This is a genomic window from Streptomyces sp. NPDC046900, from assembly GCF_040644975.1.
In the GTDB taxonomy this organism is placed as follows: domain Bacteria; phylum Actinomycetota; class Actinomycetes; order Streptomycetales; family Streptomycetaceae; genus Streptomyces.
Window position 1 is genome coordinate 1 of sequence record NZ_JBEYXD010000074.1, and the last position, 23764, is coordinate 23764.

Here is a 23764-nt window from a genome sequence, read left to right on the forward strand (position 1 = left end):
CCCACGCCCGACCCCTCCAACACCCCGCCCCACCCCCTGTACAACACCCCTTCCCGCACCCCGTCACCCGGCCCCGCCCCCCCCCGGGCGCGTGGAGGGCCGGTCCGCGTTCGGGCTCAGGACTGCTCGCGCCCGCGGGACGGCTCCCGGAAGCGGCGTACGCCCGACGGGGTCACCACCGCGTGCACCGGGCGGTCGTGCGGCTCCTCGGGCACGCGCTCCACGACCTCCGTGTCGTACAGGAGCACCACCAGGGCGGGATCGGACTGCGCGCGCTCCAGGCGGGCCAGTACGCGGTCGTACGAGCCGCCGCCGCGGCCGAGGCGCATGCCCCGCGCGTCGACCGCGACGCCGGGCAGCAGCACGGCGTCGGCCTGCCCCACGGCCTCCGGGCCCAGCGGCTCGCCCGCAGGCTCCAGAAGGGCCATCCGCCCGCCGTGCCGGACGCGTACGAGGGAGTCGGGACCGGCGTACGTTCCCCAGTCGAGGTCGTTGTCCGGCAGGAGCACGGGGAGCAGCACCCGCACTCCCCGAGCGCGCAGCGTGTCGAGGAGTGCCAGGGTGCCGGGTTCGTTGCCGACGGAGACGTACGCGGCCACGGTGCGCGCCTGAGCCAGCTCGGGCAGCCGCAGCGCCCGCCGGGCCAGGGCGGCGGCCGCCTCGCGTACGTCATTCGCCGTCAACCTGTCCCTCACCTCGAGGAGTCTCCGCCGCAACATTCGCTTGTCAGGCTCGGTCCGGTATTCCTTGGGAGCCACAGGTCAGTGCCCTGCCCTTCCTGAATGCGGTCATATGACGGCAAATTACTTAGGGGGTCAGATTCCGCACATTGCCACCGGATATGGTGGCGGGCATGACTGAGTCGCACCCCACGATCACCAAGGCTGTCATTCCTGCAGCCGGCCTCGGCACCCGGTTCCTGCCGGCCACGAAGGCCACCCCCAAAGAGATGCTGCCGGTCGTCGACAAGCCCGCGATCCAGTACGTGGTCGAGGAGGCCGTCTCCGCGGGGCTCGACGACGTACTGATGATCACCGGTCGCAACAAGAGACCCCTCGAGGACCACTTCGACCGCAACTACGAGCTGGAGTCCGCCCTCGAGAAGAAGGGCGACGCCGAGCGGCTGGCCAAGGTCCAGGAGTCCAGCGACCTCGCCACCATGCACTACGTCCGCCAGGGCGACCCCAAGGGCCTCGGGCACGCCGTGCTGTGCGCCGCCCCGCACGTCGGCCACGAGCCCTTCGCCGTCCTCCTCGGCGACGACCTGATCGACCCGCGCGACCCCCTGCTGGCCCGCATGGTGCAGGTCCAGGAGCAGCGCGGCGGCAGCGTCATCGCGCTCATGGAGGTCGCTCCCGAGCAGATCCACCTCTACGGGTGCGCGGCAGTCGAGATCACCGAGGACAGCGACGTCGTCAGGGTGAGCGGTCTGGTCGAGAAGCCCGACCCGAAGGACGCGCCGTCCAACTACGCGATCATCGGCCGCTACGTCCTCGACCCGACCATCTTCGACGTACTGCGCAAGACCGAGCCGGGGCGCGGCGGCGAGATCCAGCTCACCGACGCCCTCCAGCAGCTCGCCGAGGACGAGAAGGTCGGCGGCCCGGTGCACGGCGTCGTCTTCAAGGGCCGCCGCTATGACACCGGCGACCGCGGCGACTACCTGCGTGCCATTGTCAGACTCGCGTGCGAACGTGAAGATCTGGGTCCGGACTTCCGGACCTGGCTTCGCAGTTACGTGACCGAGGAGATGTAGCGATTTGAGTGCCGCCGCGAGCCGCCCCGCCCACCGGGACCACCTCTGGTCGGTGGACGAACACCTGGAGGACGTCCTCGCCACCGTTCGACCCTTGGAGCCCATCGAGCTGCAGCTGCTCGACGCTCAGGGGTGCGTCCTGGTCGACGACGTCACGGTGCCGGTCTCACTGCCGCCGTTCGACAACAGCTCGATGGACGGGTACGCGGTGCGGGTCGCGGATGTCGCGGGGGCGAGCGAGGAGTTCCCGGCCGTCCTCACGGTGGTCGGGGACGTCGCGGCGGGCGCGGCCGACCTGCTTCAGGTGGGACCGGGTCAGGCCGCGCGGATCATGACGGGCGCCCCGCTGCCGCCCGGCGCCGAAGCCGTCGTGCCCGTCGAGTGGACCGACGGCGGTCTCGGCGGCGGTCCCGTCTCCGGGATGCCGGCCCGCAGCCTGGCCCCGGAGGGAGCCACCGGGCAGGTGCGCGTGCACCGCCCGGCGGAGGCACGCGCGCATGTGCGCGCACAGGGCAGCGATGTGAAGGCGGGCGACCTCGCCCTCGAGGCGGGCACCGTGATCGGGGCGCCGCAGATCGCGCTGCTCGCCGCGATCGGCCGCGGCACGGTACGGGTGCGCCCGCGCCCGCGTGTGGTGGTCCTGTCGACCGGCAGCGAACTCGTGCAGCCCGACGAGGACTTGGCGGCCGGCCAGATCTACGACTCCAACAGTTTCGCCCTCACGGCCGCCGCACGGGACGCCGGCGCCATCGCCTACCGGGTCGGCGCGGTCGCGGACGACGCCGACACGCTTCGCTCCGCCATCGAGGACCAGCTCCTCCGCGCCGACCTCGTGGTCACCACCGGAGGGGTGAGCGTGGGTGCGTACGACGTCGTCAAGGAGGCCCTCACCTCCGTCGGGGACGAGGACGAGGACGAGGCGGGCGGCGGTGTCGAGTTCCGCAAGCTCGCCATGCAGCCGGGCAAGCCGCAGGGCTTCGGCGTCATCGGCCGCGACCACACACCGCTGCTCGCGCTGCCGGGCAACCCGGTGTCGTCGTACGTCTCCTTCGAACTGTTCGTACGCCCGGCGATCCGCACCCTGATGGGCCTGACGGATGTGCACCGCCCCCGGGCCAGGGCCGTCCTCGAGGCGGACAAGGCGCTGACCTCGCCCGCGGGCCGGAGGCAGTTCCTGCGCGGGAAGTACGCCGACGGCACGGTGACCACGGTGGGCGGCGCGGAATCACACCTGATCGCAGCGCTCGCGCACGCCGACGCGCTGATCGTCGTCCCCGAGGACGACACCTCCGTCGAGCCGGGCGCCGAGGTCGAGGTGATCCTTCTCGGCTGAACGCGGGAGCCTCCGGGACGCCGCGCGCCCGGACACGCGGTGCCGGGCCGGTGGTGCCGCCGCGTTCCGTGAGGCTCCGCAAAGTGCCCAGCCGCGACCTTCGCCCGGCCGGGCACCGCGGTACCGGGGAGCCCCTTCCTGACCGGGAGGTCCGCTCCGTGGACCTCGCTCGGCTGATCGCGTCGAGTTGGCGGTACCGTGTCGCGCACAGCAGACCCGCGCACCGCGCCGGGCCCGGGACCGGGAGTGCCGCAGCACATGAGTACGCAGGACCGACTGACCCATATCGACGAGGCGGGAGCCGCCCGCATGGTCGACGTCTCCGGGAAGGACGTGACCGAGCGCACCGCGCGGGCCAGCGGTCGCGTGCTGGTCTCGCCGCGCGTCATCGAGCTGCTGCGCGGGGAGGGCGTCCCCAAGGGCGACGCGCTCGCGACCGCGCGTATCGCGGGCATCATGGGCGCCAAGCGCACCCCGGACCTGATCCCTCTGTGCCACCCGTTGTCGGTGTCCGGTGTGAAGCTGGATCTGGCGGTGGCGGACGACGCGGTGGAGATCACCGCGACCGTGAAGACCACCGACCGCACGGGCGTCGAGATGGAGGCGCTCACCGCGGTCAGCGTCGCGGCACTGACCGTGATCGACATGGTCAAGGCGGTCGACAAGGGGGCGGTCATCACGGACGTGCGCGTGGAGCAGAAGACGGGCGGCAAGTCCGGCGACTGGAGCCGGGCATGACGGCACCGGACGGCGCGCCGGCCGGCGGCGCCCTGTCGGCGGCGTACGCGGCCCTCGTGGTGACCGCGTCCAACCGCGCGGCCGCGGGCGTGTACGAGGACAAGGGCGGCCCCCTGATCGCGGAGGCGCTCACCCGCTTCGGCTTCGCGGTCGACGGGCCGTGGGTGGTGCCGGACGGTGACCCGGTGGAGGACGCGCTGCGCACGGGGTCCCGAGCCGGGTACGACGTGATCGTCACGACCGGCGGCACCGGACTCTCGCCCACCGACCGCACCCCCGAGGCGACCCGCGCGGTGATCGACTACGAGGTGCCGGGCATTCCGGAGGCCATCAGGGCGTTCGGAAGGGAGAAGGTGCCTGCGGCGGCGCTCTCCCGGGGGCTCGCCGGAGTCGCCGACGGGACGTTGATCGTCAACCTGCCGGGATCGACCGGCGGAGTGAAGGACGGACTGGCCGTGCTGGAACCCCTGTTGGTCCACGCCGTCGACCAGCTCCGCGGCGGTGACCACCCGAGGGCCGACGCGGACGGGTCCCCGGCCGGCGAGAACCGGTCCAGACCGAGTGGGGGTGCGAGCTGAACAGCCCATCCTGGCCCGTCGAGCTGGTGGACGGCGATGTCGTCCTCCGGCCCATAAAGCTGCGCGACCAGCGGCTCTGGCGCGAGGTCAACCGGCGCAACCGGGACTGGCTGCGCCCGTGGGAGGCCACCATTCCGCCGCCCACGTCCACCGGTCCCCTCACCCAGCGGCCGACCTACCGCCAGATGGTCCGGCATCTGCGCAGCGAAGCCAACGCGGGCCGGATGCTGCCTTTCGTCATCGAGTACCAGGGACGGCTCGCCGGACAGCTGACGGTGGCCGGGATCACCTGGGGCTCGATGTGCTCGGGGCACGTCGGCTACTGGGTGGACGAGGCGGTCGCGGGCCGCGGGGTGATGCCGACCGCCGTGGCGCTCGCCGTCGACCACTGCTTCCGGACCGTCGGACTGCACCGCATCGAAGTCTGTATTCGCCCCGAGAACCGGCCGAGCCGCCGGGTTGTGGAGAAACTGGGATTCCGCGAGGAGGGGCTCCGGCCGCGTTATCTCCACATCGACGGGGCCTGGCGCGACCATCTGGTGTTCGCACTCACCGCGGAAGAGGTGCCCGAGGGACTGCTGGCGCGCTGGCACCGGGCACGCTCACAACAGGCTGGTGCGCAGAGCGGCAGTGCCCGCATACAGGGCACGAGCAGGGATCCGAGTAAGCCGGGCCACTCCGGTAAATAAAAAATATGTTCGAAATTGATCGGACGACGATCGTCTGGGCCAATGAATTGGCGGTCCCGATGGCCTGCTGATCGCATCGATCCCAAGAAAAGTTCGAAATATCAGCCAGATCGTGCGACACACCGGCCCAATTGGCAGATGGCCCCATGCAAACCCCTCTACCGTGTGAGGCGTGAGCAGCAGCGGCCTCATCTACGCAGTCATTGTCGGGGCCTGGGCCGCCTACTTGGTGCCGATGTGGCTCCGTAGGCAGGACGAGCTGAACGAGTCTCGTCCGACGGAACGCTTCAGCACAGCCATCCGGCTGCTGTCCGGACGGGCGGGCATGGAGCGTCGATACGCCAAGGACCTGCGGGCGCGCTCCTCCGAAGAGGGGGAGCGCAGTTCCGGGCCGGACGTCGTCACCGATTCGGTGGACGTCCGGGCCTTCGCCATGCCCCCGACCGGGGCGCAGGCGCGGGCGCGGGTGGAACCGGAGGGGCAGGCCAGGCGCGAGCAGACAGACCCGGGCGCGGCCAAGTCCGGCACGCCGTCGCCGTCGGCGTCGCCGTCCCCGTCCAAGGCCGCCGGGGCGCAGTCCAAGGGCGCGCCCGCCTCCGAGGCGAAGGCCGCCCGCCCCGCGGCGGGCAAGGGGGCGCCCGGGGCCCGGAAGGTGTCTTCGGCGGAGGCCATGGCGCGTGCCCGGCGCTCGAAGGTACTTGCGCGTCGGCGGCGCACGACTGTGATGCTCTTCCTTGCGTTCACGCTCGGCGCGATCGTCGCCGCGGTCGGGGGGCTGGCCTTCCTGTGGGCGCCCGGTGTGCCCGCCGTCCTGCTGAGCGTCTACATCGCGCATCTGAGGGCGAAGGAGCGCAAGCGGTTCACCTACACGATGGACCGGCAGCGGGCCGAGGCGGCGGCGCAGCGGCTGCGCGAGCGACAGCCGAGGCGGCGGCCGCCTGTCGACTCCGGCGCGGACAAGCCGGAGGAGGGGCCCGAGCCGGAAAGTGATCCCGGGCTGTCCGCGCTGGCGGCCGACCGCCGGGCCCTGGTCGAGCAGACGGATCACGCCGAGTGGGTGGACCAGCAGCGCGAGCGGCAGCGCAGGCCCGGCCACGGCGACAGCTGGGACCCGGTGCCGGTGCCCCTGCCGACGTATGTGACCGCGCCGGTCGCTCCGCGGGCGACGCCCAGTGTGGACCTCGGGGCGCCGGACGCGTGGAGCTCGGCCCGTTCGAGCGCGGCGGAGGCGGCTGCGCCCGTACCGGACGCGTCCGCCGCCGGTGCCGAGCCGGACTCCGGGGAGTCCGGTGTGCAAGCCGAGGACCAGACGGAGGCCGCCGACGGCGGCCGCACCGACGCCCGCCGCGCGGCGTCCGCGCGCCGCGCCCGCGAGCGGGGGCGCACCCCGCTGTTCGACCAGTACGAGGACGGGGAGCGCCGCAAGGCCGCCAACGAGTAGCAGCGAGTGCGCCGCCGGCCCTCCGCCCCCGTGGTTGACCAGGGCGGAACGGATTTCCGGGCAGGCCGATGAGGATGCTAGAGTTTCACTCGTTGCAAGGGCCTGTGGCGCAGTCCGGTAGCGCACCTCGTTCGCATCGAGGGGGCCAGGGGTTCAAATCCCCTCAGGTCCACGCAGCTCAGAGCCCCGGTCGGTGAACACCGACCGGGGCTCTGACGTGTTGTGCAGGAAAGATGCACGGCAATTACTCTGGATCTTGCTGCCGAGGTGCTTATCGGCCTTGCTCGGCGCTCGACGGGCTCCTCGGGCCGGACGTGTGGACTCCTCCCTCGTCGCTGCGATCTTGCTGTGGCGCGGGATCCGCATCGCGATGCGAATATGAAGTCGGGTCCGTCCCCGGCCAAGCCGATGGGTACCTGGATTCCGGAAGGGCAATTCCCCGCTGCCAAAAGCGGGTTGTGGCCCTGCGCGCAAAGGAGCCGTCGGGTCTGGACACTGCGACCAGCCCCGCCGCGCATTGCCGGCGTCGTGGCGAGCCGGGATCAGTCCGCGTGACAGGGCAGTTGAGGAGATCCTGGATCCCGTCCGAACGCGGCACGCCCGCCGCATGGTTCACAGCGGGGAGCGGCGCGCAGAGTTGAGGCGTTTCGCGGCCGTGCCCTACAGCGGCTTCGCGAAGCACAGGCTGAGTTCGTGGAAGCGGTAGTAGCCGAACTTGGCGCACGGTTCGTAGCCGCTGGAGGCGTAGAGGGCCACGGCCTCCGGCTGCTTGCTGCCCGTCTCCAGGACCATGCGGGTGCGGCCGGCCGCGCGGGCATCCTCCTCCAGCGCGGCCAGTATGCGGCGTGCCAGGCCTCTGCCGCGCAGTTCCTCTGTGACGAACATCCGCTTGAGTTCGGCGTCCCCGGCCAGATACCCCTCGTCGTTCTTCTCCTGGGCGCGCCAGCCGCCCGTGGCGACGGGACGGTCCTGTTCGTCGTACGCGATCAGATAGAGCCCGGTGGGCGGCTCGAACATCGCCGGATCCAGGTACGTGGCATCGCCACCGTCGCCGTAGCGCAGGTGGTACTCGGCCTGGACCTCGTCGTTGAGCTTGACGGCGTCGGGGTGGTCGAACGAAACACGGCGAATATTCATACCAGTTATCGTACATCTATGCATATCTCGGAACGGGGGCCCTACCAGTGTGCCGGTATGGTTCCCGGGTGCTCACTGTGACCTCCGTGAATGTGCCCGAAGGACGAGTGCTTTGCTGACTGTGACCTCCGTGAATGTGAACGGGCTGCGCGCCGCCGCGAAGAAGGGCTTCGTGGAATGGCTTGCCGGTACCTCGGCCGATGTGGTGTGCCTCCAGGAGGTGCGGGCCGAGGCCGGGCAGCTTCCGGAGGGCGTACGGGCGCCGGAGGGGTGGCATGTCGTGCACGCCCCCGCCGAGGCCAAGGGGCGCGCCGGGGTGGCGCTTTACACGCGGCGTGAGCCCGACCGTGTGCGGATCGGGTTCGGATCCGCCGAGTTCGACGGCAGCGGGCGGTATGTCGAGGCGGATCTGCCCGGCGTCACCGTCGCCAGCCTGTATCTGCCCTCGGGGGAAGTGGGGACCGAGCGGCAGGAGGAGAAGGTCCGTTTCATGGCGGAGTTCCTCGGCTATCTGAAGGACCTCCGGGAGCGGGCCGCCGCCGACGGCCGCGAGGTCGTCGTCTGCGGCGACTGGAACATCGCCCACGCCGAGGCCGACCTGAAGAACTGGCGCGGCAACCAGAAGAACTCCGGTTTCCTGCCCGAGGAACGGGCGTGGCTGAGCCGGGTCCTCGATCCCGCGGACGGTGGGTTCGTCGATGTGGTGCGGGCCCTGCATCCGGACATCGAGGGGCCGTACACCTGGTGGTCCTACCGGGGACGGGCCTTCGACAACGACACGGGGTGGCGGATCGACCTGGCCGTGGCGACCCCCGGGCTCGCGGGACGGGCCGTCAAGGCGGTCGTGGAACGGGCGGCCAGCCATGGTGAGCGGTGGTCGGATCACGCTCCGGTGACGGTGACCTTCGAGAGGTAGCGGACCGGGCGGGGCGTTCCGGAACGGCTCTAGCGCTTGCGCAGGCGGCGGTCCAGGGCCAGGGAGAGTTCCGCCTCCATGACGCTCTTGGCCAGGGGCCGCAGGCGCTCGGCGTCCTCCGCGGGACGGTCGTGCGCGGTCAGCAGGTCGGCGAAGAGGTCCGCCAGGGCCTCCGCGTGGTCGCGTACCCGGCGCGCGGCGCCCAGGACGTCCGCGAGCGGGATGCCCTCGCGGACCAGGGCCGCCGACACATCGAGCAGGCGCCGGCTGATGTGGACTATCTCGCCGCCGTCCGTGCCCAGGTAGCCGAGGTCGAGGGCCGCGGCCAGGTTCTCGGGGGTCGCCTCGGTGCCGAACACATCGGCCAGCGCCTCGGGCGTCAGACGGACCGGGGTCTCCTCGGTGGGCGCGCCGAGGCCGAGCAGGTCGCCCACGTCTCTGCCGTGGTCGAAGGCCTCGGCGAGTTCCGCGATGCCGCTCAGGGTGTGGCCGCGTTCCAGCAGCGCCGAGATCGTGCGCAGCCGGGCCAGGTGCGTGTCGTCGTACCAGGCGATCCGGCCCTCGCGGCGCGGGGGCTGGATCAGTTTGCGCTCGCGGTAGAAACGCAGGGTGCGCACCGTGATGCCGGCCCGCTCGGCCAACTCCTCCATGCGGTACTCGCGCCGCTCCCCGTCCTCAACCACTCCCGCACCCTACGTCGTACCCCCGGTAACTTTCCTCGTCCCACCCCCTACCCATCGGTACACGGCTGTCCTACCCTCCCATTGCGCCAGCGCTCACTGGCAGAGTCGCACAGAGCATGGAGGGGCGTAATGGCCGAGCACGAGCAGGTGCCTCATGTACGGGTGGCGGTGGTGGGATCGGGGTTCGGCGGGCTCGGGGCCGCCGTGCGGCTGCGGCGGGAGGGCATCACCGACTTCGTCGTCCTGGAGCGGGCCGGCTCCGTCGGCGGCACCTGGCGCGACAACAGCTACCCGGGGTGCGCCTGTGACGTGCCGTCCCACCTGTACTCCTTCTCCTTCGCGCCCAACCCCGACTGGCCGCGCACCTTTTCCGGGCAGGAGCACATCCGCGCGTACCTGGAGCATGTGGCGGACCTCTACGGGCTGCGCCCGCACATCCGCTTCGACTCCGAGGTGAAGCTGATGACCTGGGACGCGGAGCGGCTGCACTGGACGATCGAGACCAGCGGCGGTTCGCTCACCGCCGATGTCGTCGTCTCCGCCACCGGGCCGCTGTCCGACCCCAAGGTGCCGGACATCCCGGGCCTCGACGGCTTCCCGGGCAAGATCTTCCACTCCGCCCGCTGGGACCACGACTACGACCTGCGCGGCAAGCGTGTCGCGATGGTCGGCACCGGGGCGTCCGCGATCCAGATCGTGCCCGAGATCCAGCCGGTGGTCGGCAGCCTCACCCTCTTCCAGCGCACCCCGCCGTGGGTGATGCCGCGCGTCGACCGGGCCATCAGCGGCCTCGAGCGACGGCTGCACCGCGCGCTGCCGTTCACCACCGGGCTGCGCCGGGGCCTCCTGTGGGGCATCCGGGAGCTGCAGGTCCAGGCGTTCACCAAGCACCCCGACGAACTGGGTCTGATCGAACGGCTGGCCAGGCGCAACATCGCCCGGGGCATCAAGGACCCGGCCCTGCGCGCCAAGTTGACGCCCGACTACCGCATCGGCTGCAAGCGGATCCTGCTCTCCAACTCGTACTATCCGGCGCTCTCCCGGTCGAACGTCGACGTCGTCGCCAGTGGCCTCAGCGAGGTCCGCGGCTCCACCCTCGTCGCGGCGGACGGCACCGAGACGGAGGCCGACGCGATCGTCTTCGGAACGGGCTTCCACGTCACGGACATGCCGATCGCGGAGCGGGTCGTCGGCGCCGACGGGCGCACGCTCGCGGCGGCCTGGAGCCAGGGCATGAGGTCGCTGCGCGGCGCGACCGCCGCCGGGTTCCCCAACTGGATGACGATCATCGGCCCCAACACGGGCCTCGGGAACTCCTCGATGATCCTGATGATCGAGTCCCAGCTGAACTACATGGCCGACTACCTGCGGCAGTTGGACGTCCTCGGCGGCCGGGTCGCGCTGGACGCGCGGACGGAGGCCGTCGACGCCTGGAACCACACGGTGCAGGAACGCATGAAGCGCACGGTGTGGAACACCGGCGGATGCACCAGCTGGTATCTGGACGCGAGCGGCCGCAACACCACCATCTGGCCCGGTACGACCACCGAGTTCCGGAGCGCGACGCGACGCGTGGACCTCGGCGAGTACGAGGTGGTCAGGGCTCCCGGCGCACCGCGGACGGACGAGGGTTCCGGCACGACGAAGGCGGAGGCACGCGCATGAGCCGTCCAGCGCATGTGGTGAGCGGGCCGTACGCGCCCCCGGTCCCGGCCCGCGAGCTGACCGTGCGGTCCGCCGACGGTGCCCGGTTGCACGTCGAACTGCACGGACCCGAGGGTGCGCCCGCGGTGGTCCTCGCCCACGGCTGGACCTGCTCGACCGCCTTCTGGGCGGCGCAGGTGCGGGACCTCGCCGCCGACCACCGGGTGATCGCCTACGACCAGCGGGGACACGGGCGCAGCCCCGCCGGCCCCACGTACGGCACGGAGGCGCTCGCCGGCGACCTGGAGGCGGTGCTCGCCGAGACGCTCCCAGCCGGTGAGAAGGCCGTGGTCGTGGGGCACTCCATGGGCGGGATGGCGGTACTGGCCGCGGCCGCGCGCCCCCGCTTCAGGGAGCGGACGGCGGCCGTCCTGCTGTGCAGCACGGGCAGTGCGCGCCTGGTCGCCGAGGCGCTCGTGCTGCCGCTGCGCGCCGGGCGCTTCCGCACCTGGCTCACGGCGCGCATCCTGGGTTCGCCCGCCCCGCTCGGGCCGGTCACACCGACGGCCCGGCGCATCCTCAAGTACGCCACCATGGGCGCCGGTTCGACGCCGGACATGGTGGAGGCATGCGCGCAGGTGGTGCACGCCTGCCCGCGCCGGGTGCGCCACGCCTGGTCGCGTGTGCTCGAGGGGCTGGATCTGGAGGCGGGCGTACGGGAGTTGACGGTGCCGACGGAGGTCCTGGTCGGCACTGCGGACCGGCTCACGCCGCCGGTGCACGCACGGGAGCTGGTCGCCGGGCTGCCGTACTGCGTGGGAAGCACGGAGCTGCCGGGGCTCGGCCATATGACGCCGGTGGAGGCGCCGGAGCTGGTCAACGGGAAAATCCGGGAACTCGTGACCCGGTACGCGGTGGACGCACGGCTGGAGGAGGGCGCATGAGCAAGGTGAGCCTGGAGGGGCAGGTCGCGGTCGTCACCGGCGCCGCGCGGGGCGTCGGCGAACTGCTGGCCCGCAAACTGTCGGCGCGCGGCGCGAAGGTGGCGCTCGTCGGCCTGGAGCCGGACGCGCTCAAGCAGGTCTCGGAGCAGCTGTACGGGGACAGCGCCCACTGGTACGCCGACGTCGCCGACCACGAGGCGATGACGCGGGTCGCCCGGGAGGTCAAGGAGCGGTTCGGGAAGGTCGACATCGTGGTCGCCAACGCGGGCGTGGCCAACGGCGGGCCGTTCGCCGACTCCGACCCCGAGGCATGGCGGCGGGTGATCGAGGTCAACCTGATCGGCTCCGCGGTGACGGCCCGGGCGTTCCTGCCGGTGCTGACGGAGAGCCGCGGCTATCTGCTCCAGATCGCCTCGCTGGCGGCGATCACGCCCGCGCCGATGATGACGGCGTACTGCGCGTCCAAGTCGGGTGTGGAGGCGTACGCGCACAGCCTGCGTGCGGAGGTCGCCCACACGGGTGTACGGGTCGGCGTCGGGTATCTCTCCTGGACCGACACGGACATGGTGCGCGGCGCCGACCAGGACGAGGTCATGCGGGAGTTGCGGCAACGGCTGCCGTGGCCGTCCAACAAGACGTATCCGCTCGGACCTGCGGTGGACCGGATCGTGTCCGGGATCGAGCGGCGGTCCGGTCATGTCTACGGGCAGGGGTGGTTGCGCGGGATGCAGGCCGTGCGCGGTTATCTCCCGGGCGTCATCGCGATGGTGGGGCAGCGCGAGATGCGGAGGTTCGAGCCGCGGCTCAAGGGGGTCGGCACCGGGCTGGTGGGGGCCGGCGGAGAGGCCGATGAGCAGCAGCGCAGTACGCTGCGTAACTGATCGAAATGCGTTGTTTGTCCGGTCGTGTAAATCTGGTCGAGGCCCAATCCCCTCACCCACTACGGGAGTGAACACACATGGGCATGAAGGACCAGTTCCAGGAGAAGTCCGGGCAGGCGAAGCAGCAGGCCAAGCAGAAGATGGAGCAGGGCAAGCAGCAGGCCCAGCAGCGTGGTCGGCAGCAGTCCCAGCAGTCCCCGCAGCGCGGCCAGCAGTCCTCGCAGCGTGGCCGGCAGTCGCAGGACGACCAGCGGCTGCGGGACGAGGCCGAGGACCGCTTCAATCAGGACTACGACGCCTAGTCGCTGCCCTCGACTTCGGCCTTGAGTGGGGTGCCCGTTCTTCGGAGGGCACCCCACTCTTCGTGTGCTCACGGGAAGACCGGGTGCCGGGCGCACCTTGGGCGCACCCGCGGCGCCGGGTCAACCCCTCTTCCGCGGGGGCAGTTTCGGGCGGGTCCTGTCCGGGACACCGCTGTAGTCCGGCGGGGCCGCGGGCGGGTTGGTGTGGAGGAGGTCGACGGCCAGTCTGACCGCGTCGTCCAGTTGCCGGTGGCGGCCCTCGGCCCAGTCCAGCGGCGTGCGCAGGATTTCCAGGTCCGGATCCACGCCCCGGTTCTCCACGGACCAGCCGTACTCCGGGAACCACGCCGCGTTCATCGGGACGGTGATCACGGTGCCGTCGCCCAGGCGGTGCCGGCCCGTCATGCCGACCACTCCGCCCCAGGTGCACGAGCCCACCACCGGGCCGAGATTCAGCAGTTTGATAGCCGCGGTGATCATGTCGCCGTCAGAGGACGTCGCTTCGTCGGTCAGCGCCACGATGGGGCCCCGGGGGGCGTTGGACGCGTACGACACCGGCTGGGCGTTTCGGGTGAGGTCCCAGCCGAGGATCTTGCGCGTGAGCTTCTCGATGACCAGCTCGCTGATGTTGCCGCCCGCGTTGCCCCGTACGTCCACGATGAGCGCGGGCCGGGCGACCTCCATCCGCAGGTCCCGGTTGAACTGGGCCCAGCCCGAGCCTCCCATGTCCGGGATGTGCAGGTATCCGCAGCGGCCGCCGCTCAACTCCCGTACGACCTGACGGCGTTTGGCCACCCAGTCGTGGTAGCGCAGTGGCCGCTCGTCGATGAGGGGGACCACGGCCACCCGGCGGTGGCCGCCCTCCCCGTCCGCCGGTGCGAAGGTCAGCTCGACCGTCGTGCCGCCCGAGCCCGCCAGCAGCGGATAGGGCCCCGTGACCGGGTCCACCGGCCGCCCGTCCACATGGGTGAGGACGGCGCCGTCCCGGATCCCCGTGCCCGCGAGCGGTGAGCGCGCCTTCGAGTCCGACGACTCGCCCGGCAGGATCCGCCTGACCACCCATCTGTCGTCGCGGCGTGTGAAGTTGGCACCCAGCAGCCCCTGGTAGCGCTGGTAGTGCGGGGGTCCCTCGTTGCGCCGGGCCGGCACCACATACGCGTGCGACGTGCCCAGCTCGCCCAGGACCTCGCGCAGCAGGTCCGCGAAGTCGTCGGGCGAGGCGACCCGTTCGACCAGCGGGCGGTACTGCTCCAGGATCGCGTCCCAGTCGATCCCGCACATGTGCGGCTCCCAGAAGTACGCCCGGATGAGCCGCCCCGCCTCCGCATAGGCCTGCCGCCACTCCGCCGGCGGGTCCACCACGTGCATGATCCGGCGCGTGTCGATCCAGACCGTCGTGTCGGAATCGCCGGACTCGGTCGACGGCACGGCCCGCAGATCGCCCTCGTCGACGACCACCAGCCGCGTGCCGTCCCCGCTCACCGCGAACCAGTCCAGATGAGCGACCAGGTCGGACTTCTTCGCCTTGCTGATGCTGAAGTGCTCCAGGGACGGGCGGCCGGTGGTGTCGTCCGGGTTCACGAAGGTCTCACCGAGCGCGCCCGAGATCGGCCAGCGCATCCACACCAGGCCGCCGCCCGCGACCGGCCGCAGCTCCGAGTACTTCGAGGCCGTGACCGGGAACGGCGTCACCCGGCTCTCCAGCCCCTCGATCTCGACCGTCACCACCCCGTCGCCTTCTTCCTCCTCCTCCAGCGGATCCAGGCCGCCGGCTGCGGGGCGCCCCTCGGGGTTCACCGCGAAGGGGGAAGGGGTGGCCGAGGAGAGGGGGACCAGATACGGGCGGGAGCCGAGCGGGAAGGACAGGTCGCCGGTGTGCACGTCGTACACCGGGTCGAAACCGCGCCAGGACAGGAAGGCCAGATACCGCCCGTCCCGAGTGAACACCGGGTTCTCGTCCTCGAAGCGGCCGTTCGTGACGTCGACGATCAGCCGGTCCTTGATCCGGGCCATCTTGATCTGCCGCAGCGACCGCCCGATCCCCGGATGCGACCACGTGAGCCACGCGCCGTCCGGGGAGAACGCCAGATCCCGCACCGGCCCGTTGATCGAGCGGATCACCTCGGTGACCGCATCGTCCGAGGACTCCGGCTCCCGCGGCTCCTCCGGCTCCGCCGACGCCTCCGGCTCCCGCGGCTCCTCCGGCTCCGCCGACGCCTCCGGCTCCGCCGACGCCCCCGTACCCGCGGCGGCCGCCGCCTCCTCGGCCACGGTGACCAGCAGCAGGCGCCCGTCGTTGGAGGCGATCGCGAGTCGTTCGCCCTGCGGGTCCGCCACCATCTCCAGTACCCGGCCCAGCCGTCCGGAGGCCAGCCGCCGCGGCTCGCGGTCGCCCGAGGCCCGGGGGAGATAGGCGATCTCGATCGCGTCCTCGCCCTCCGCGTCCGTGACATAGGCGACCTGTCCGCCCACGCCGAGCATCTCCGGCAGCCGGACGCGTACGCCCGGGGTGTCCGTGATCGTCCGGGCGGGGCCCTCCCGGTGCGTGAGCCAGTACAGACTGCCGCGGACGACGACGGCGCTGGCCCGTCCGGTCTCGTCCACCGAGATCCCGTCCACATGCTGCGCGGCCGGTACCTGGTACTTGCGGCGCCCCGCACGCGGGCCTCCGAGGCGCACGTCGAGGCGGCGCGGGATCGAGTCGGGGGAGAGGTCGTCGACGATCCACAGGTCGCCCGCGCACTGGTACACCACCCGCGTGCCGTCGCTGGAGGCATGGCGGGCGTAGAAGGCGTCGTGGTCGCTGTGGCGGCGCAGATCGGTACCGTCGTACGCACACGAGTAGAGGTTGCCGATGCCCTCGTGGTCGGAGAGGAACGCGATCCGCCCGTCGACGAACATGGGCGAGTCGAGATGGCCTTTGACATCGGCGAGCAGTCGCTGCCCGTGCAGCCACAACCTGCCCGTGGCGCCGCCGCGGTAGCGCTTCCAGGAGGCCGGTTCGTGGGGCGGGGTGCCGGTGAGCAGCAGGGTCCTGTGCTCGCCCTCGACATCGGCCACGGCGATGTCCGCGACGGGGCCCCAGGGCAGCTTGCCGCCGGGGCCGCCGTCGGTGGGGACCTTGTAGGCCCAGGTGAAGTAGGAGAAGGGCTCGCCGTGCGAGGCGACCGCGAGGATGTCGGTGTTCCCGTCCTTGTCGGGCGGCGTCCAGCCGCACACCCGGGTGTCGGCGCTGCCCCAGTAGGTGAGCCGTCTGCCCGGGCCGCCGTCCACCGGTGTCAGATGGATCTCCGGAACGAGGCTGCGCCAGCTCGTGTACGCGATCAGGCGTCCGTCGGGCGAGAAGCGGGGGTGGCCGATCTTCGTACGGTCGACGGTGAGCCGCCAGGCGCGACCGGACCCGTCCACCTGCGCCACCCACAGATCGTCCTCGGCGGCGAAGCAGAGGCGTTCGCCGTGCAGATGCGGGTAACGGAGGTAGCCGGGCGCCTTCTCGCTCGCGTCGGTCACCTACCCATGCTTTTCCCCCGGACCGGTCGCGGCAACTCGTGGGCCGGGCGTGCGACCGAGTGACCGGCCCGATCGCGGGTTGAGCGCGAGGCTCGTGATTCAGGACACGTACGAAACGGTTTCGTTTCGTTCGGGTGAGGGGTATCGTCGGGGGCGTACGAAACCGTGTCGTCCGGAGCGCAGCCGCTCCGGACGCGCAGCAGGAAGGTGAGTGGCGTGACCGAAGCGTCCAGGGGCGCGGCGTCAGCCGCTCCGGCGGAGGCCGTGCCCGCACCGGGGCGACGCAGCCGGATCACCCCCGAGCGCGAGGCCGAGTTGTACGAGGCCGTGCTCGACCTGCTCCGGGAAGTCGGCTACGACGCCCTGACGATGGACGCTGTGGCAGCCCGCACCCGGTCCAGCAAGGCGACGCTCTACCGCCAGTGGGGCGGCAAGGCCGAACTGGTGGTCAAGGCCATCCGGCACGGCAAGCCGGGCCCCGTCGACGCGATCGACACCGGCTCGCTCCGGGGCGATCTGCACGCACTGGTGTCACGCGAGGACGACTGCGTCATGGAACAGAACTCCGCGCTGATGCGGGGCGTCGCCATGGCGATGCACCACAACGACGACCTGCGTCAGGCGTTCCGGGACCAGCTGATCGAACCTGAGATGGCGGAGTTCCAGCGCGTGCTGCAACGGGCCGTCGAGCGCGGGGAGATCCGTCCGGACTGCCCGGCGCTGGACTTCCTGGTGCACATGCTGATCGGCGGCTTCGTCACCCGTGCCCTGATCGACGACCAGCCGCCGACCCAGGCCTTCCTCAAGTCGTACATCGACGCCGTGGTCCTCCCCGCCCTCGGCGCGCCCACCACCTGACCAGTCCCCTCGGCTAGCCCCCATCTGACGTCACCGCTCACGTCGTCGGGCTGATCACCCCTGCCCTGAACACCCCCACGACCTGACCGGAGTACGCCCCCGTGGCCACGTTCCTCTACAAACTCGGCCGACTCGCCTTCCGGCGACGGCATTTCGTCGCCCTGATCTGGGTGGCGCTGCTGACGCTCGCGGGCGTCGGTGCAGCCAGTGCCCCCGCGGCGGGCTCCTCGTCCTTCTCCATCCCGGGCACCGAGGCCCAGAAGGCCTTCGACCTGCTGGAACAGCGCTTCCCCGGCATGAGCGCCGATGGTGCGACCGCCTGTGTCGTCTTCAAGGCACCCGGCGGGGAGAAGGTGACCGCCAAGGGCAACAAGGCGGTCGTCGAGAAGACCGTGAGGGAGCTGCGCGACGGCTCCGAAGTCGTCTCCGCCACGGACCCGTTCACCGCGCACGCCGTCAGCAAGGACGGCACGATCGCCTACGCGCAGGTGAAGTACAAGGTCTCCGGCATGGAGCTGGAGGACGCCTCCAAGGACGCCCTGAAGGAGGGCGCGCAGCACGCGCGGGACGGCGGGCTGACCGTCGAGATCGGCGGTGACGCGCTGTCCGCGGTACCGGAGACGGGCGCCACGGAGGTCATCGGTATCGCGATCGCCGCGGTCGTCCTCGTCATCACCTTCGGTTCGCTGGTGGCGGCCGGACTGCCCCTGCTCACGGCTCTGATCGGGGTCGGCATCGGAGTCTCCACGATCACGGCGCTGGCGAGCGCGCTGGACCTCGGCTCGACCACCTCGACGCTGGCGACGATGATCGGCCTCGCGGTCGGCATCGACTACGCGCTGTTCATCGTCTCCCGCTACCGGGGCGAACTGGCCGAGGGCCGTGAGCGCGAGGAGGCGGCGGGCCGGGCGGTCGGCACGGCCGGTTCGGCGGTGGTCTTCGCGGGCCTGACCGTCGTGATCGCCCTCGTCGGCCTCGCGGTCGTGAACATCCCGATGCTCACCAAGATGGGTGTCGCAGCGGCCGGCACGGTCGCCATCGCCGTGCTGATCGCGCTGACGATGATCCCGGCGCTGCTCGGCTTCGCGGGCCGCAAGGTCAAGCCGGCGGGTGAGAAGAGCCGGATGCTGGGCGGCGGCCGGGCCACCGCCAGGAAGAGCCGCCCCAACATGGGCACACGCTGGGCGAGCTTCGTCGTGCGCCGCCCGGTCGCCGTGCTGCTGCTCGGCGTCATCGGACTCGGTGCCGCGGCTGTTCCGGCGACCAAGCTGGAACTGGGTCTGCCGGACGACGGTTCGCAGCCCACGTCCACGACGCAGCGCCGGGCCTACGACCTGCTGTCGGAGGGCTTCGGACCCGGCTTCAACGGACCGCTGATGGTGGTGGTCGACGCCAAGGAGAGCGACAGCCCGAAGGCGGCGGTCGCCACGGTGACCGACGACATCAAGGACCTCAAGGACGTCGTGACGGTGACGCCCGCGACGTACAACAAGGCCGGTGACACGGCGATGATCACGGTCATCCCCGGTTCCAAGCCGTCCTCGGCCACGACCGAGGACCTGGTGCACGGCATCCGGGACGCGGGCGCCGGCATCAAGGCGGACACCGACGCGCAGGTCCTGGTCACAGGCACGACGGCGATGAACATCGACGTCTCGCAGAAGCTGAACGACGCACTGACTCCGTATCTGGCGCTGGTGGTCGGCCTCGCCTTCCTCCTGCTGATCGTGGTCTTCCGCTCGATCCTGGTCCCGCTGAAGGCGGCGCTCGGCTTCCTGCTCTCGGTGACGGCGGCGCTCGGCGCGGTGGTCGCGGTCTTCCAGTGGGGCTGGCTGTCCGGCCTGATGGGCGTCGAGGAGACCGGCCCGGTGATGTCGATGATGCCGATCTTCATGGTGGGCGTGGTCTTCGGACTGGCGATGGACTACGAGGTCTTCCTCGTCACCCGTATGCGTGAGGCGTACGTCCACGGGGAGAACCCCGGCCAGGCGATCGTGACGGGCTTCCGGCACGGGGCGCGGGTCGTCACCGCGGCCGCGATCATCATGATCGCCGTCTTCTCCGGCTTCATCGGCTCCAGTGAGTCGATGATCAAGATGATCGGCTTCGGGCTCGCGATCGCCGTCTTCTTCGACGCGTTCGTGGTGCGGATGGCGCTCGTCCCGGCGGTACTGGCGCTGCTGGGCCGCAAGGCCTGGTGGCTGCCGAAGTGGCTGGGCCGCATCCTGCCGAACGTGGACGTGGAGGGCGAGGGGCTGCGCTCGCGCCAGGACGGCGAACGCAGGGACCCGGACGCGGACCCGGACCGGGAACTGGTACGGGTCTGAGGCCCCGGCCGATGGATACGGACTGCCGCGCCACCGCCGGAGGTGGCGCGGCAGTCCGTTGCGCACCCCGAGCGCGCCGACCGGAATTCATTCGCTGTGCACATGACCGGCCGCTAGCCTGCCGGTCATGACGACGCCCGCCGCAGCGAACTCCGCAGCCCACCCCCGATTCGCCGAGGCCCTCGAAGAGCTGGGGCTCGGTGAGCTTCACGGCCGGATCCGGCGCTTCCCGGACGCGACCCGGACCGCAGCCGAGGCCGCCGCCGCGATCGGGTGCGAGCTCGGCCAGATCTGCAAGTCGCTCATCTTCACGGCGGACGGCTCGCCGGTGCTCGTCCTCATGGACGGGGCCTCCCGGGTCGACCTGGAGCGCGTCCGGGAGGTGCTCGGCGCCGCCGAGGTGACCCGGGCCAGGGCGGACCTCGTGCGGGAGACCACCGGGTACGCGATCGGCGGGGTGCCGCCCTTCGGCCACCGTACGAAGACGCGGGTGCTCGCCGATCGGTCACTGCTCGACCACGACACGGTGTGGGCCGCCGCGGGCAACCCGCACGCGGTCTTCCCGATGAACCCCGAGGCCCTGATCGCCCACGCGGGCGGCACGGTGGTGGACGTGCGCGAGCAGTCCGCCTGACGCCGCCCGTCACCCGGGGGCCGGTGCGTGGTTCAGAGCGCGATGGGCAGGTGGCGGGGGCCGCGCAGCATGGCGTTGCTCCGGTAGGGCGGTGGGTCCTGGAGCAGGGTCGCGGGGGCCAGACGGGGGATCAGCGATCCGAGTGCGGTCTGGGCTTCGATGCGGGCGAGCGGCGCGCCGTAGCAGAGGTGGATGCCGCTGCCGAAGCCGAGATGCTCGTTGTCCGGGCGGGTGGGGTCGAACCGGTCCGGGTCGTGGAACCGCTTCGGGTCCCGATTGCCCGATGCCAGCGCGAGCACCACGGACGTCCCCTTGGGAACGGCGACGCCCGCGACGTTCACATCGGCCAGGGGACAGCGCTCCCGCATATGGACGGGGGGCTCGTAGCGCAGCAGCTCCTCCACCGCGCGCGGGAGCAGGCCGGGTTCCCGGGTCAGCCGCTCCAGCTGGTCGCGGTGGCGCAGCAGGGTGAGGACGCCGTTGGTGATCAGGTTGACCGTGGTCTCGTGCCCGGCGATGAGCAGCAGAACGGTGGTCTGCGCCAGTTCCTCGGTGGTGAGCCGCATCGCGGGGTCAGGTTCGTTGATGTACGCGGAGAGCAGGTCGCCGGCCGGCCGGTCGCGGCGTTGTTCGGCGAGGTTCACCAGGTACTGGCCCAACTCGCGTCGGGCCTGGTCGCCTGTCCGGTCCCGCTCGGTGGTGTCTTCCTTGGGCCCGATGTCGGCGGCCGCGACGATCGTGTCGGTCCATGCCCGGAACATCGGCTCGTCCTCGCGCGGCACGCCGAGCAGCCGGCAGATGACGGTGACGGGCAGGGGATAGGCGAAGTCGTCGACGACGTCGATCTCCTCGCGGTCCCGGAGAGAGTAGAGCAGTTCCTCGGTGATCCGGGTGATCTCTCCGCGCATGGCGTCGACCCGGCCGGGGCTGTGCGGAGGGCCGAACGGCCGCATGGCCAGGGAGCGCAGCCTCTGGTGTTCGGGGTCGTCGAGTCGCAGGAACGGCGGCTGCAGCGCCGTTTCGGACAGGTCGGGGGACGGGGTGCTGAGGCTGCGGGCGTCCGCGCTGATCAGCGGGTTGTGGAGCAGGGCGAGGATTTCGTGGTAGGAGCCGACCAGGTAGCTGCCGTCTTGCTGCCGCACCACGGGACCGGCCTCGCGGAGTTCCGCGTACAGCGGGTAGGGGTCGGGGCGGTTGGAGTAGTCGGTGATCCGCTCCAGCAGCGTGTCGGCGGTCATGGGGGGCTCCTCGTGGACGAGCGTGACGGTGGGTCACCCGGTGGGCCGCATCAGGGCCAGTCGGCGGTCCGGCAGATGACCGGTGAGCGCGACGGTGGGGCCGTGGGAGAGCCTGCTCGGATCCGGCACGTCGGAGGGGACCGGGACCTCGGCCGCCAGCGGACGGTCCGACGCGCCGGGCGCGGGCGGGAACGGGGCGGCGGTCTCGATCTGGTCCTGGTAGAACTCCAGCGACTTGGCCATGTTGACGGTGACCGCCGCGGTGATGCGGCCCCGGTAGCCGTAGACCATCGCCAGGCGGCGCGCCTCCAGCGAGCCCTGGGCGATGACCACATGGTCGGAGAAGGTGGGCACGCCCACCGACTTGATGTTGAGCCCGAACTGGCTCGACCAGAACGTCGGTACCGACAGGTGCGGGCGCCGCAGCGGTCCCGGATTGACCATGTTGTGGGCGGCCACCTCGGCCTGGTCCACCGCGTTGCGCCAGTGCTCCAGCGACAGCATCTGGTAGTCGAACAGCGGGTGCGGGAAGCGGGAGACGTCGCCGGCCACGAAGACGTCGTCGGTGACGATCCCGTACATGTTGAAGGCGCGGCACCCGGCGTCGCAGGCGATCCCGCGCGGGCCCGCGGCCAGCCCGGACTCCGCCAGCCATTCGACGTTGCGGACCGCCCCCATGGCGACGATGCACACGTCCGCGTCGACGCGGCTGCCGTCCGACAGGTCCGCGCCGGTGAACCGGCCGTTGCCGCGCAGCGCGGTGACGGTGACCCCGCAGCGCAGGTCCACGCCGTGGTTCCGCTGCATGGCGGCGGCGAGCTTCGCCAGCGTCCCGCCGAGCGCGCCCACCAGCGGCGCGGGGCCGCGTTCGGTGACCGTGACCTCCAGGCCGCGCTCCCGGCAGGCCGATGCGATCTCCGAGCCGGTGAAGCCTCCGCCGATCACCAGCACCCGGCGCGGCCCGGCAGCCAGCCGCTCGGCCAGCAGCCCCGCGTCCTCGCTGGTGCGCAGGGTGAACACCCCGTCCAGGGCGGCTTCCTGGGGGGCGGGCCAGGGCCGCGCCCGCGTCCCGGTGGCGATCAGCACCCGGTCGTAGGGCACCGCCTTCCCGTCCGCCAGCAGTACCTGCTTGTCGATCAGATCCAGTCCGGTGGCGCGTACCCCGAGCCGCCACTCCGCGTGCGGGTCACGGCGCACGGGCAGCGCGGTGGCGTTCGCCGCCACCTTGCCGAGCAGCACCTGCTTGGACAGCGGCGGACGGTCGTAGGGCGGGTGGGGCTCGTCCCCGATGACGGTCAGGGAGCCGGTGAAGCCCTTCTCGCGCAGCGCCTCGGCGGCCCGCAGCCCGGCCAGCGACGCGCCGACGATGACGATCCGGCCCTCCCGGAGGTCACCGGACACCGGCGCCCACCTCCTCACCGACCAGGATGGCCTGGACCGGACACGCCGCCGCGGCCTGGTGTACGCGTTCGCGTTGTTCGTCGGGGACATCGGGGTTGTACAGCAACGCCTCTTCGCCGTGCAGCTCGAACACCTCCGGCGCGAGGAACACGCACTGCGCATAGCCCTGACAGCGGCTGAGGTCCACCACGATCTGCATCTCGACCCGCTCCTCACCGGCCACCCGGAAACACGACGCCCCGTTCCGTTTCTACCGCCGGGGTGGGCCCCGCGCCGGGGGCTGTTGGGCCATCCGGGGCCCGGAGCCGCGCGGGTGCCTCGCCATGCCGATCACCGTCGGCGCGGCGATCCGCGCGGTCTTCGCCGAGACGCGCTTCGGTGGGCCCGGGGAGCGCGGCGTCCGGCCCGCCGGTGGCCGGGAGCGGCCCGATGCCGCACCTCGGCCGGCCGGTCCTCACCGGGCCCGGAGCGGGTGCCGGAGGATCCGGCACGTGCCACGCCGAGTGGCGGCGCATCGCGCGGCGGCCGACGATGCCCAGAGGAGAGGTCGCCCTTCATGTCCACGCAGCACCGCGGTGCGGAAGCCGTGCCGCGACGGCGTCAACGGCGTCGGCCTCCCGAGCGGCGGAGGGTCCGTCTGGACGCAGACCGGCCGGCGCGAAGCCGGCCGGGCGGAGACCCGGTGCGTGACGTCCGGCGGGTCCGGCTCGCGCGGACTGGTCCGCCCCGTGTCGGGGAAGGCGCGCGGCTGAGC

At 71.5% G+C, this 23764-nt stretch carries 21 protein-coding genes and 1 tRNA gene; 15 read left to right on the plus strand and 7 right to left on the minus strand.

Translation table 11 applies throughout. The features are described from left to right. Positions 1 to 116: 116 nt before the first annotated feature. Positions 117 to 719, minus strand: a complete 603-nt coding sequence (locus tag ABZ904_RS39700; protein ID WP_361001189.1) for a 5-formyltetrahydrofolate cyclo-ligase — start codon at positions 717 to 719, stop codon at positions 117 to 119. Between the two features lie 134 nt (positions 720 to 853). On the opposite strand from ABZ904_RS39700, the gene galU reads away from it, so the two are divergent. The 7 genes from galU to ABZ904_RS39735 all read left to right on the plus strand — a co-directional run bounded on the left by galU (position 854) and on the right by ABZ904_RS39735 (position 6707). Then, positions 854 to 1756: a UTP--glucose-1-phosphate uridylyltransferase GalU gene (gene galU, locus ABZ904_RS39705; RefSeq protein WP_359404656.1), complete on the plus strand. Its 903-nt coding sequence runs from the start codon at positions 854 to 856 to the stop codon at positions 1754 to 1756. A gap of 4 nt (positions 1757 to 1760) precedes the next feature. Continuing rightward, positions 1761 to 3089, plus strand: a complete 1329-nt coding sequence (gene glp / locus ABZ904_RS39710; RefSeq protein WP_361001185.1) for a gephyrin-like molybdotransferase Glp — start codon at positions 1761 to 1763, stop codon at positions 3087 to 3089. A 258-nt stretch (positions 3090 to 3347) separates the two neighbouring features. Beyond that, a complete protein-coding gene (moaC, locus tag ABZ904_RS39715) occupies positions 3348 to 3827 on the plus strand; it encodes a cyclic pyranopterin monophosphate synthase MoaC (protein WP_359404662.1) in 480 nt (159 codons plus the stop codon). Further along, positions 3824 to 4405 carry a MogA/MoaB family molybdenum cofactor biosynthesis protein gene (locus ABZ904_RS39720; protein WP_359404665.1) on the plus strand — a complete coding sequence of 194 codons (582 nt, stop codon included), beginning with the start codon at positions 3824 to 3826 and terminating at the stop codon, positions 4403 to 4405. Before moaC ends, ABZ904_RS39720 begins: the two co-directional genes overlap by 4 nt. Positions 4406 to 4431: 26 nt before the next feature. After that, positions 4432 to 5094, plus strand: coding sequence for a GNAT family protein (locus ABZ904_RS39725; RefSeq protein ID WP_361001181.1), 663 nt, complete (start codon positions 4432 to 4434; stop codon positions 5092 to 5094). Between the two features lie 172 nt (positions 5095 to 5266). Beyond that, entirely contained in the window at positions 5267 to 6535 is a 1269-nt protein-coding gene (gene glpR / locus ABZ904_RS39730) for a gephyrin-like molybdotransferase receptor GlpR (RefSeq protein ID WP_361001178.1), read from the plus strand. Between the two features lie 98 nt (positions 6536 to 6633). Next, positions 6634 to 6707, plus strand: a tRNA-Ala gene (locus ABZ904_RS39735). A gap of 488 nt (positions 6708 to 7195) precedes the next feature. Here the strand turns inward: ABZ904_RS39735 and ABZ904_RS39740 are convergent. Further along, positions 7196 to 7672 (minus strand): GNAT family N-acetyltransferase, encoded by a 477-nt coding sequence (locus ABZ904_RS39740; RefSeq protein WP_361001175.1) that lies wholly within the window; start codon positions 7670 to 7672, stop codon positions 7196 to 7198. Positions 7673 to 7784: 112 nt separating this feature from the next. Here ABZ904_RS39740 and ABZ904_RS39745 point away from each other — a divergent pair, with 112 nt between their 5' ends. Further along, entirely contained in the window at positions 7785 to 8588 is an 804-nt protein-coding gene (locus ABZ904_RS39745; RefSeq protein ID WP_359404677.1) for an exodeoxyribonuclease III, read from the plus strand. A gap of 29 nt (positions 8589 to 8617) precedes the next feature. Here ABZ904_RS39745 and ABZ904_RS39750 read toward each other — a convergent pair whose 3' ends face one another. Continuing rightward, positions 8618 to 9238, minus strand: coding sequence for a MerR family transcriptional regulator (locus tag ABZ904_RS39750; RefSeq protein ID WP_359404760.1), 621 nt, complete (start codon positions 9236 to 9238; stop codon positions 8618 to 8620). A gap of 162 nt (positions 9239 to 9400) precedes the next feature. On the opposite strand from ABZ904_RS39750, the gene ABZ904_RS39755 reads away from it, so the two are divergent. The 4 genes from ABZ904_RS39755 (at position 9401) to ABZ904_RS39770 (ending at position 13042) form a co-directional block, all read left to right on the plus strand. Further along, on the plus strand, positions 9401 to 10936 hold the full coding sequence (locus ABZ904_RS39755) for an NAD(P)/FAD-dependent oxidoreductase (protein WP_361001172.1): 1536 nt from the start codon (positions 9401 to 9403) through the stop codon (positions 10934 to 10936). Further along, complete coding sequence (locus ABZ904_RS39760; protein ID WP_359404683.1) at positions 10933 to 11859, plus strand: alpha/beta hydrolase; 927 nt, start codon at positions 10933 to 10935, stop codon at positions 11857 to 11859. The genes ABZ904_RS39755 and ABZ904_RS39760 overlap by 4 nt, the downstream gene beginning before the upstream one ends. Beyond that, entirely contained in the window at positions 11856 to 12740 is an 885-nt protein-coding gene (locus ABZ904_RS39765; RefSeq protein ID WP_361001169.1) for an SDR family oxidoreductase, read from the plus strand. The genes ABZ904_RS39760 and ABZ904_RS39765 overlap by 4 nt, the downstream gene beginning before the upstream one ends. Positions 12741 to 12823: 83 nt before the next feature. Further along, on the plus strand, positions 12824 to 13042 hold the full coding sequence (locus ABZ904_RS39770; protein ID WP_359404689.1) for a hypothetical protein: 219 nt from the start codon (positions 12824 to 12826) through the stop codon (positions 13040 to 13042). A 120-nt stretch (positions 13043 to 13162) separates the two neighbouring features. Here the strand turns inward: ABZ904_RS39770 and ABZ904_RS39775 are convergent, their stop codons facing one another. Next, on the minus strand, positions 13163 to 16552 hold the full coding sequence (locus ABZ904_RS39775) for a S41 family peptidase (RefSeq protein WP_361829001.1): 3390 nt from the start codon (positions 16550 to 16552) through the stop codon (positions 13163 to 13165). Between the two features lie 264 nt (positions 16553 to 16816). Between ABZ904_RS39775 and ABZ904_RS39780 the strand changes: the two genes are divergently transcribed. From ABZ904_RS39780 to ABZ904_RS39790, 3 genes are all read left to right on the plus strand, one after another. Further along, entirely contained in the window at positions 16817 to 17410 is a 594-nt protein-coding gene (locus ABZ904_RS39780; protein WP_359404762.1) for a TetR/AcrR family transcriptional regulator, read from the plus strand. A 101-nt stretch (positions 17411 to 17511) separates the two neighbouring features. Next, positions 17512 to 19737 carry an MMPL family transporter gene (locus ABZ904_RS39785; protein WP_361001163.1) on the plus strand — a complete coding sequence of 742 codons (2226 nt, stop codon included), beginning with the start codon at positions 17512 to 17514 and terminating at the stop codon, positions 19735 to 19737. Positions 19738 to 19864: 127 nt separating this feature from the next. After that, complete coding sequence (locus ABZ904_RS39790) at positions 19865 to 20371, plus strand: YbaK/EbsC family protein (protein WP_361001160.1); 507 nt, start codon at positions 19865 to 19867, stop codon at positions 20369 to 20371. A gap of 32 nt (positions 20372 to 20403) precedes the next feature. Here ABZ904_RS39790 and ABZ904_RS39795 read toward each other — a convergent pair whose 3' ends face one another. Genes ABZ904_RS39795 through ABZ904_RS39805 form a run of 3 tightly spaced genes read right to left on the minus strand, consistent with a single transcriptional unit; the run spans position 20404 to position 23209 of the window. Beyond that, positions 20404 to 21609: a cytochrome P450 gene (locus ABZ904_RS39795; RefSeq protein WP_361001157.1), complete on the minus strand. Its 1206-nt coding sequence runs from the start codon at positions 21607 to 21609 to the stop codon at positions 20404 to 20406. A gap of 33 nt (positions 21610 to 21642) precedes the next feature. Beyond that, positions 21643 to 23010: an FAD-dependent oxidoreductase gene (locus tag ABZ904_RS39800; RefSeq protein ID WP_359404702.1), complete on the minus strand. Its 1368-nt coding sequence runs from the start codon at positions 23008 to 23010 to the stop codon at positions 21643 to 21645. Then, positions 23000 to 23209 carry a ferredoxin gene (locus ABZ904_RS39805; protein WP_359404705.1) on the minus strand — a complete coding sequence of 70 codons (210 nt, stop codon included), beginning with the start codon at positions 23207 to 23209 and terminating at the stop codon, positions 23000 to 23002. Before ABZ904_RS39805 ends, ABZ904_RS39800 begins: the two co-directional genes overlap by 11 nt. Positions 23210 to 23764: the final 555 nt, after the last annotated feature.

Bases quoted from the DNA above. Each gene is read 5' to 3' on its own strand.
- ABZ904_RS39765 (WP_361001169.1), top strand. From the start codon at position 11,856: ATGAGCAAGGTGAGCCTGGAGGGGCAGGTCGCGGTCGTCACCGGCGCC.
- ABZ904_RS39720 (WP_359404665.1), top strand. From the start codon at position 3,824: ATGACGGCACCGGACGGCGCGCCGGCCGGCGGCGCCCTGTCGGCGGCG.
- ABZ904_RS39760 (WP_359404683.1), top strand. From the start codon at position 10,933: ATGAGCCGTCCAGCGCATGTGGTGAGCGGGCCGTACGCGCCCCCGGTC.
- ABZ904_RS39700 (WP_361001189.1), bottom strand. From the start codon at position 719: ATGTTGCGGCGGAGACTCCTCGAGGTGAGGGACAGGTTGACGGCGAAT.
- ABZ904_RS39770 (WP_359404689.1), top strand. From the start codon at position 12,824: ATGAAGGACCAGTTCCAGGAGAAGTCCGGGCAGGCGAAGCAGCAGGCC.
- ABZ904_RS39750 (WP_359404760.1), bottom strand. From the start codon at position 9,238: ATGGAGGAGTTGGCCGAGCGGGCCGGCATCACGGTGCGCACCCTGCGT.
- ABZ904_RS39795 (WP_361001157.1), bottom strand. From the start codon at position 21,609: ATGACCGCCGACACGCTGCTGGAGCGGATCACCGACTACTCCAACCGC.
- ABZ904_RS39740 (WP_361001175.1), bottom strand. From the start codon at position 7,672: ATGAATATTCGCCGTGTTTCGTTCGACCACCCCGACGCCGTCAAGCTC.
- galU (WP_359404656.1), top strand. From the start codon at position 854: ATGACTGAGTCGCACCCCACGATCACCAAGGCTGTCATTCCTGCAGCC.
- ABZ904_RS39755 (WP_361001172.1), top strand. From the start codon at position 9,401: ATGGCCGAGCACGAGCAGGTGCCTCATGTACGGGTGGCGGTGGTGGGA.
- ABZ904_RS39805 (WP_359404705.1), bottom strand. From the start codon at position 23,209: ATGCAGATCGTGGTGGACCTCAGCCGCTGTCAGGGCTATGCGCAGTGC.
- moaC (WP_359404662.1), top strand. From the start codon at position 3,348: ATGAGTACGCAGGACCGACTGACCCATATCGACGAGGCGGGAGCCGCC.
- ABZ904_RS39790 (WP_361001160.1), top strand. From the start codon at position 19,865: ATGACGACGCCCGCCGCAGCGAACTCCGCAGCCCACCCCCGATTCGCC.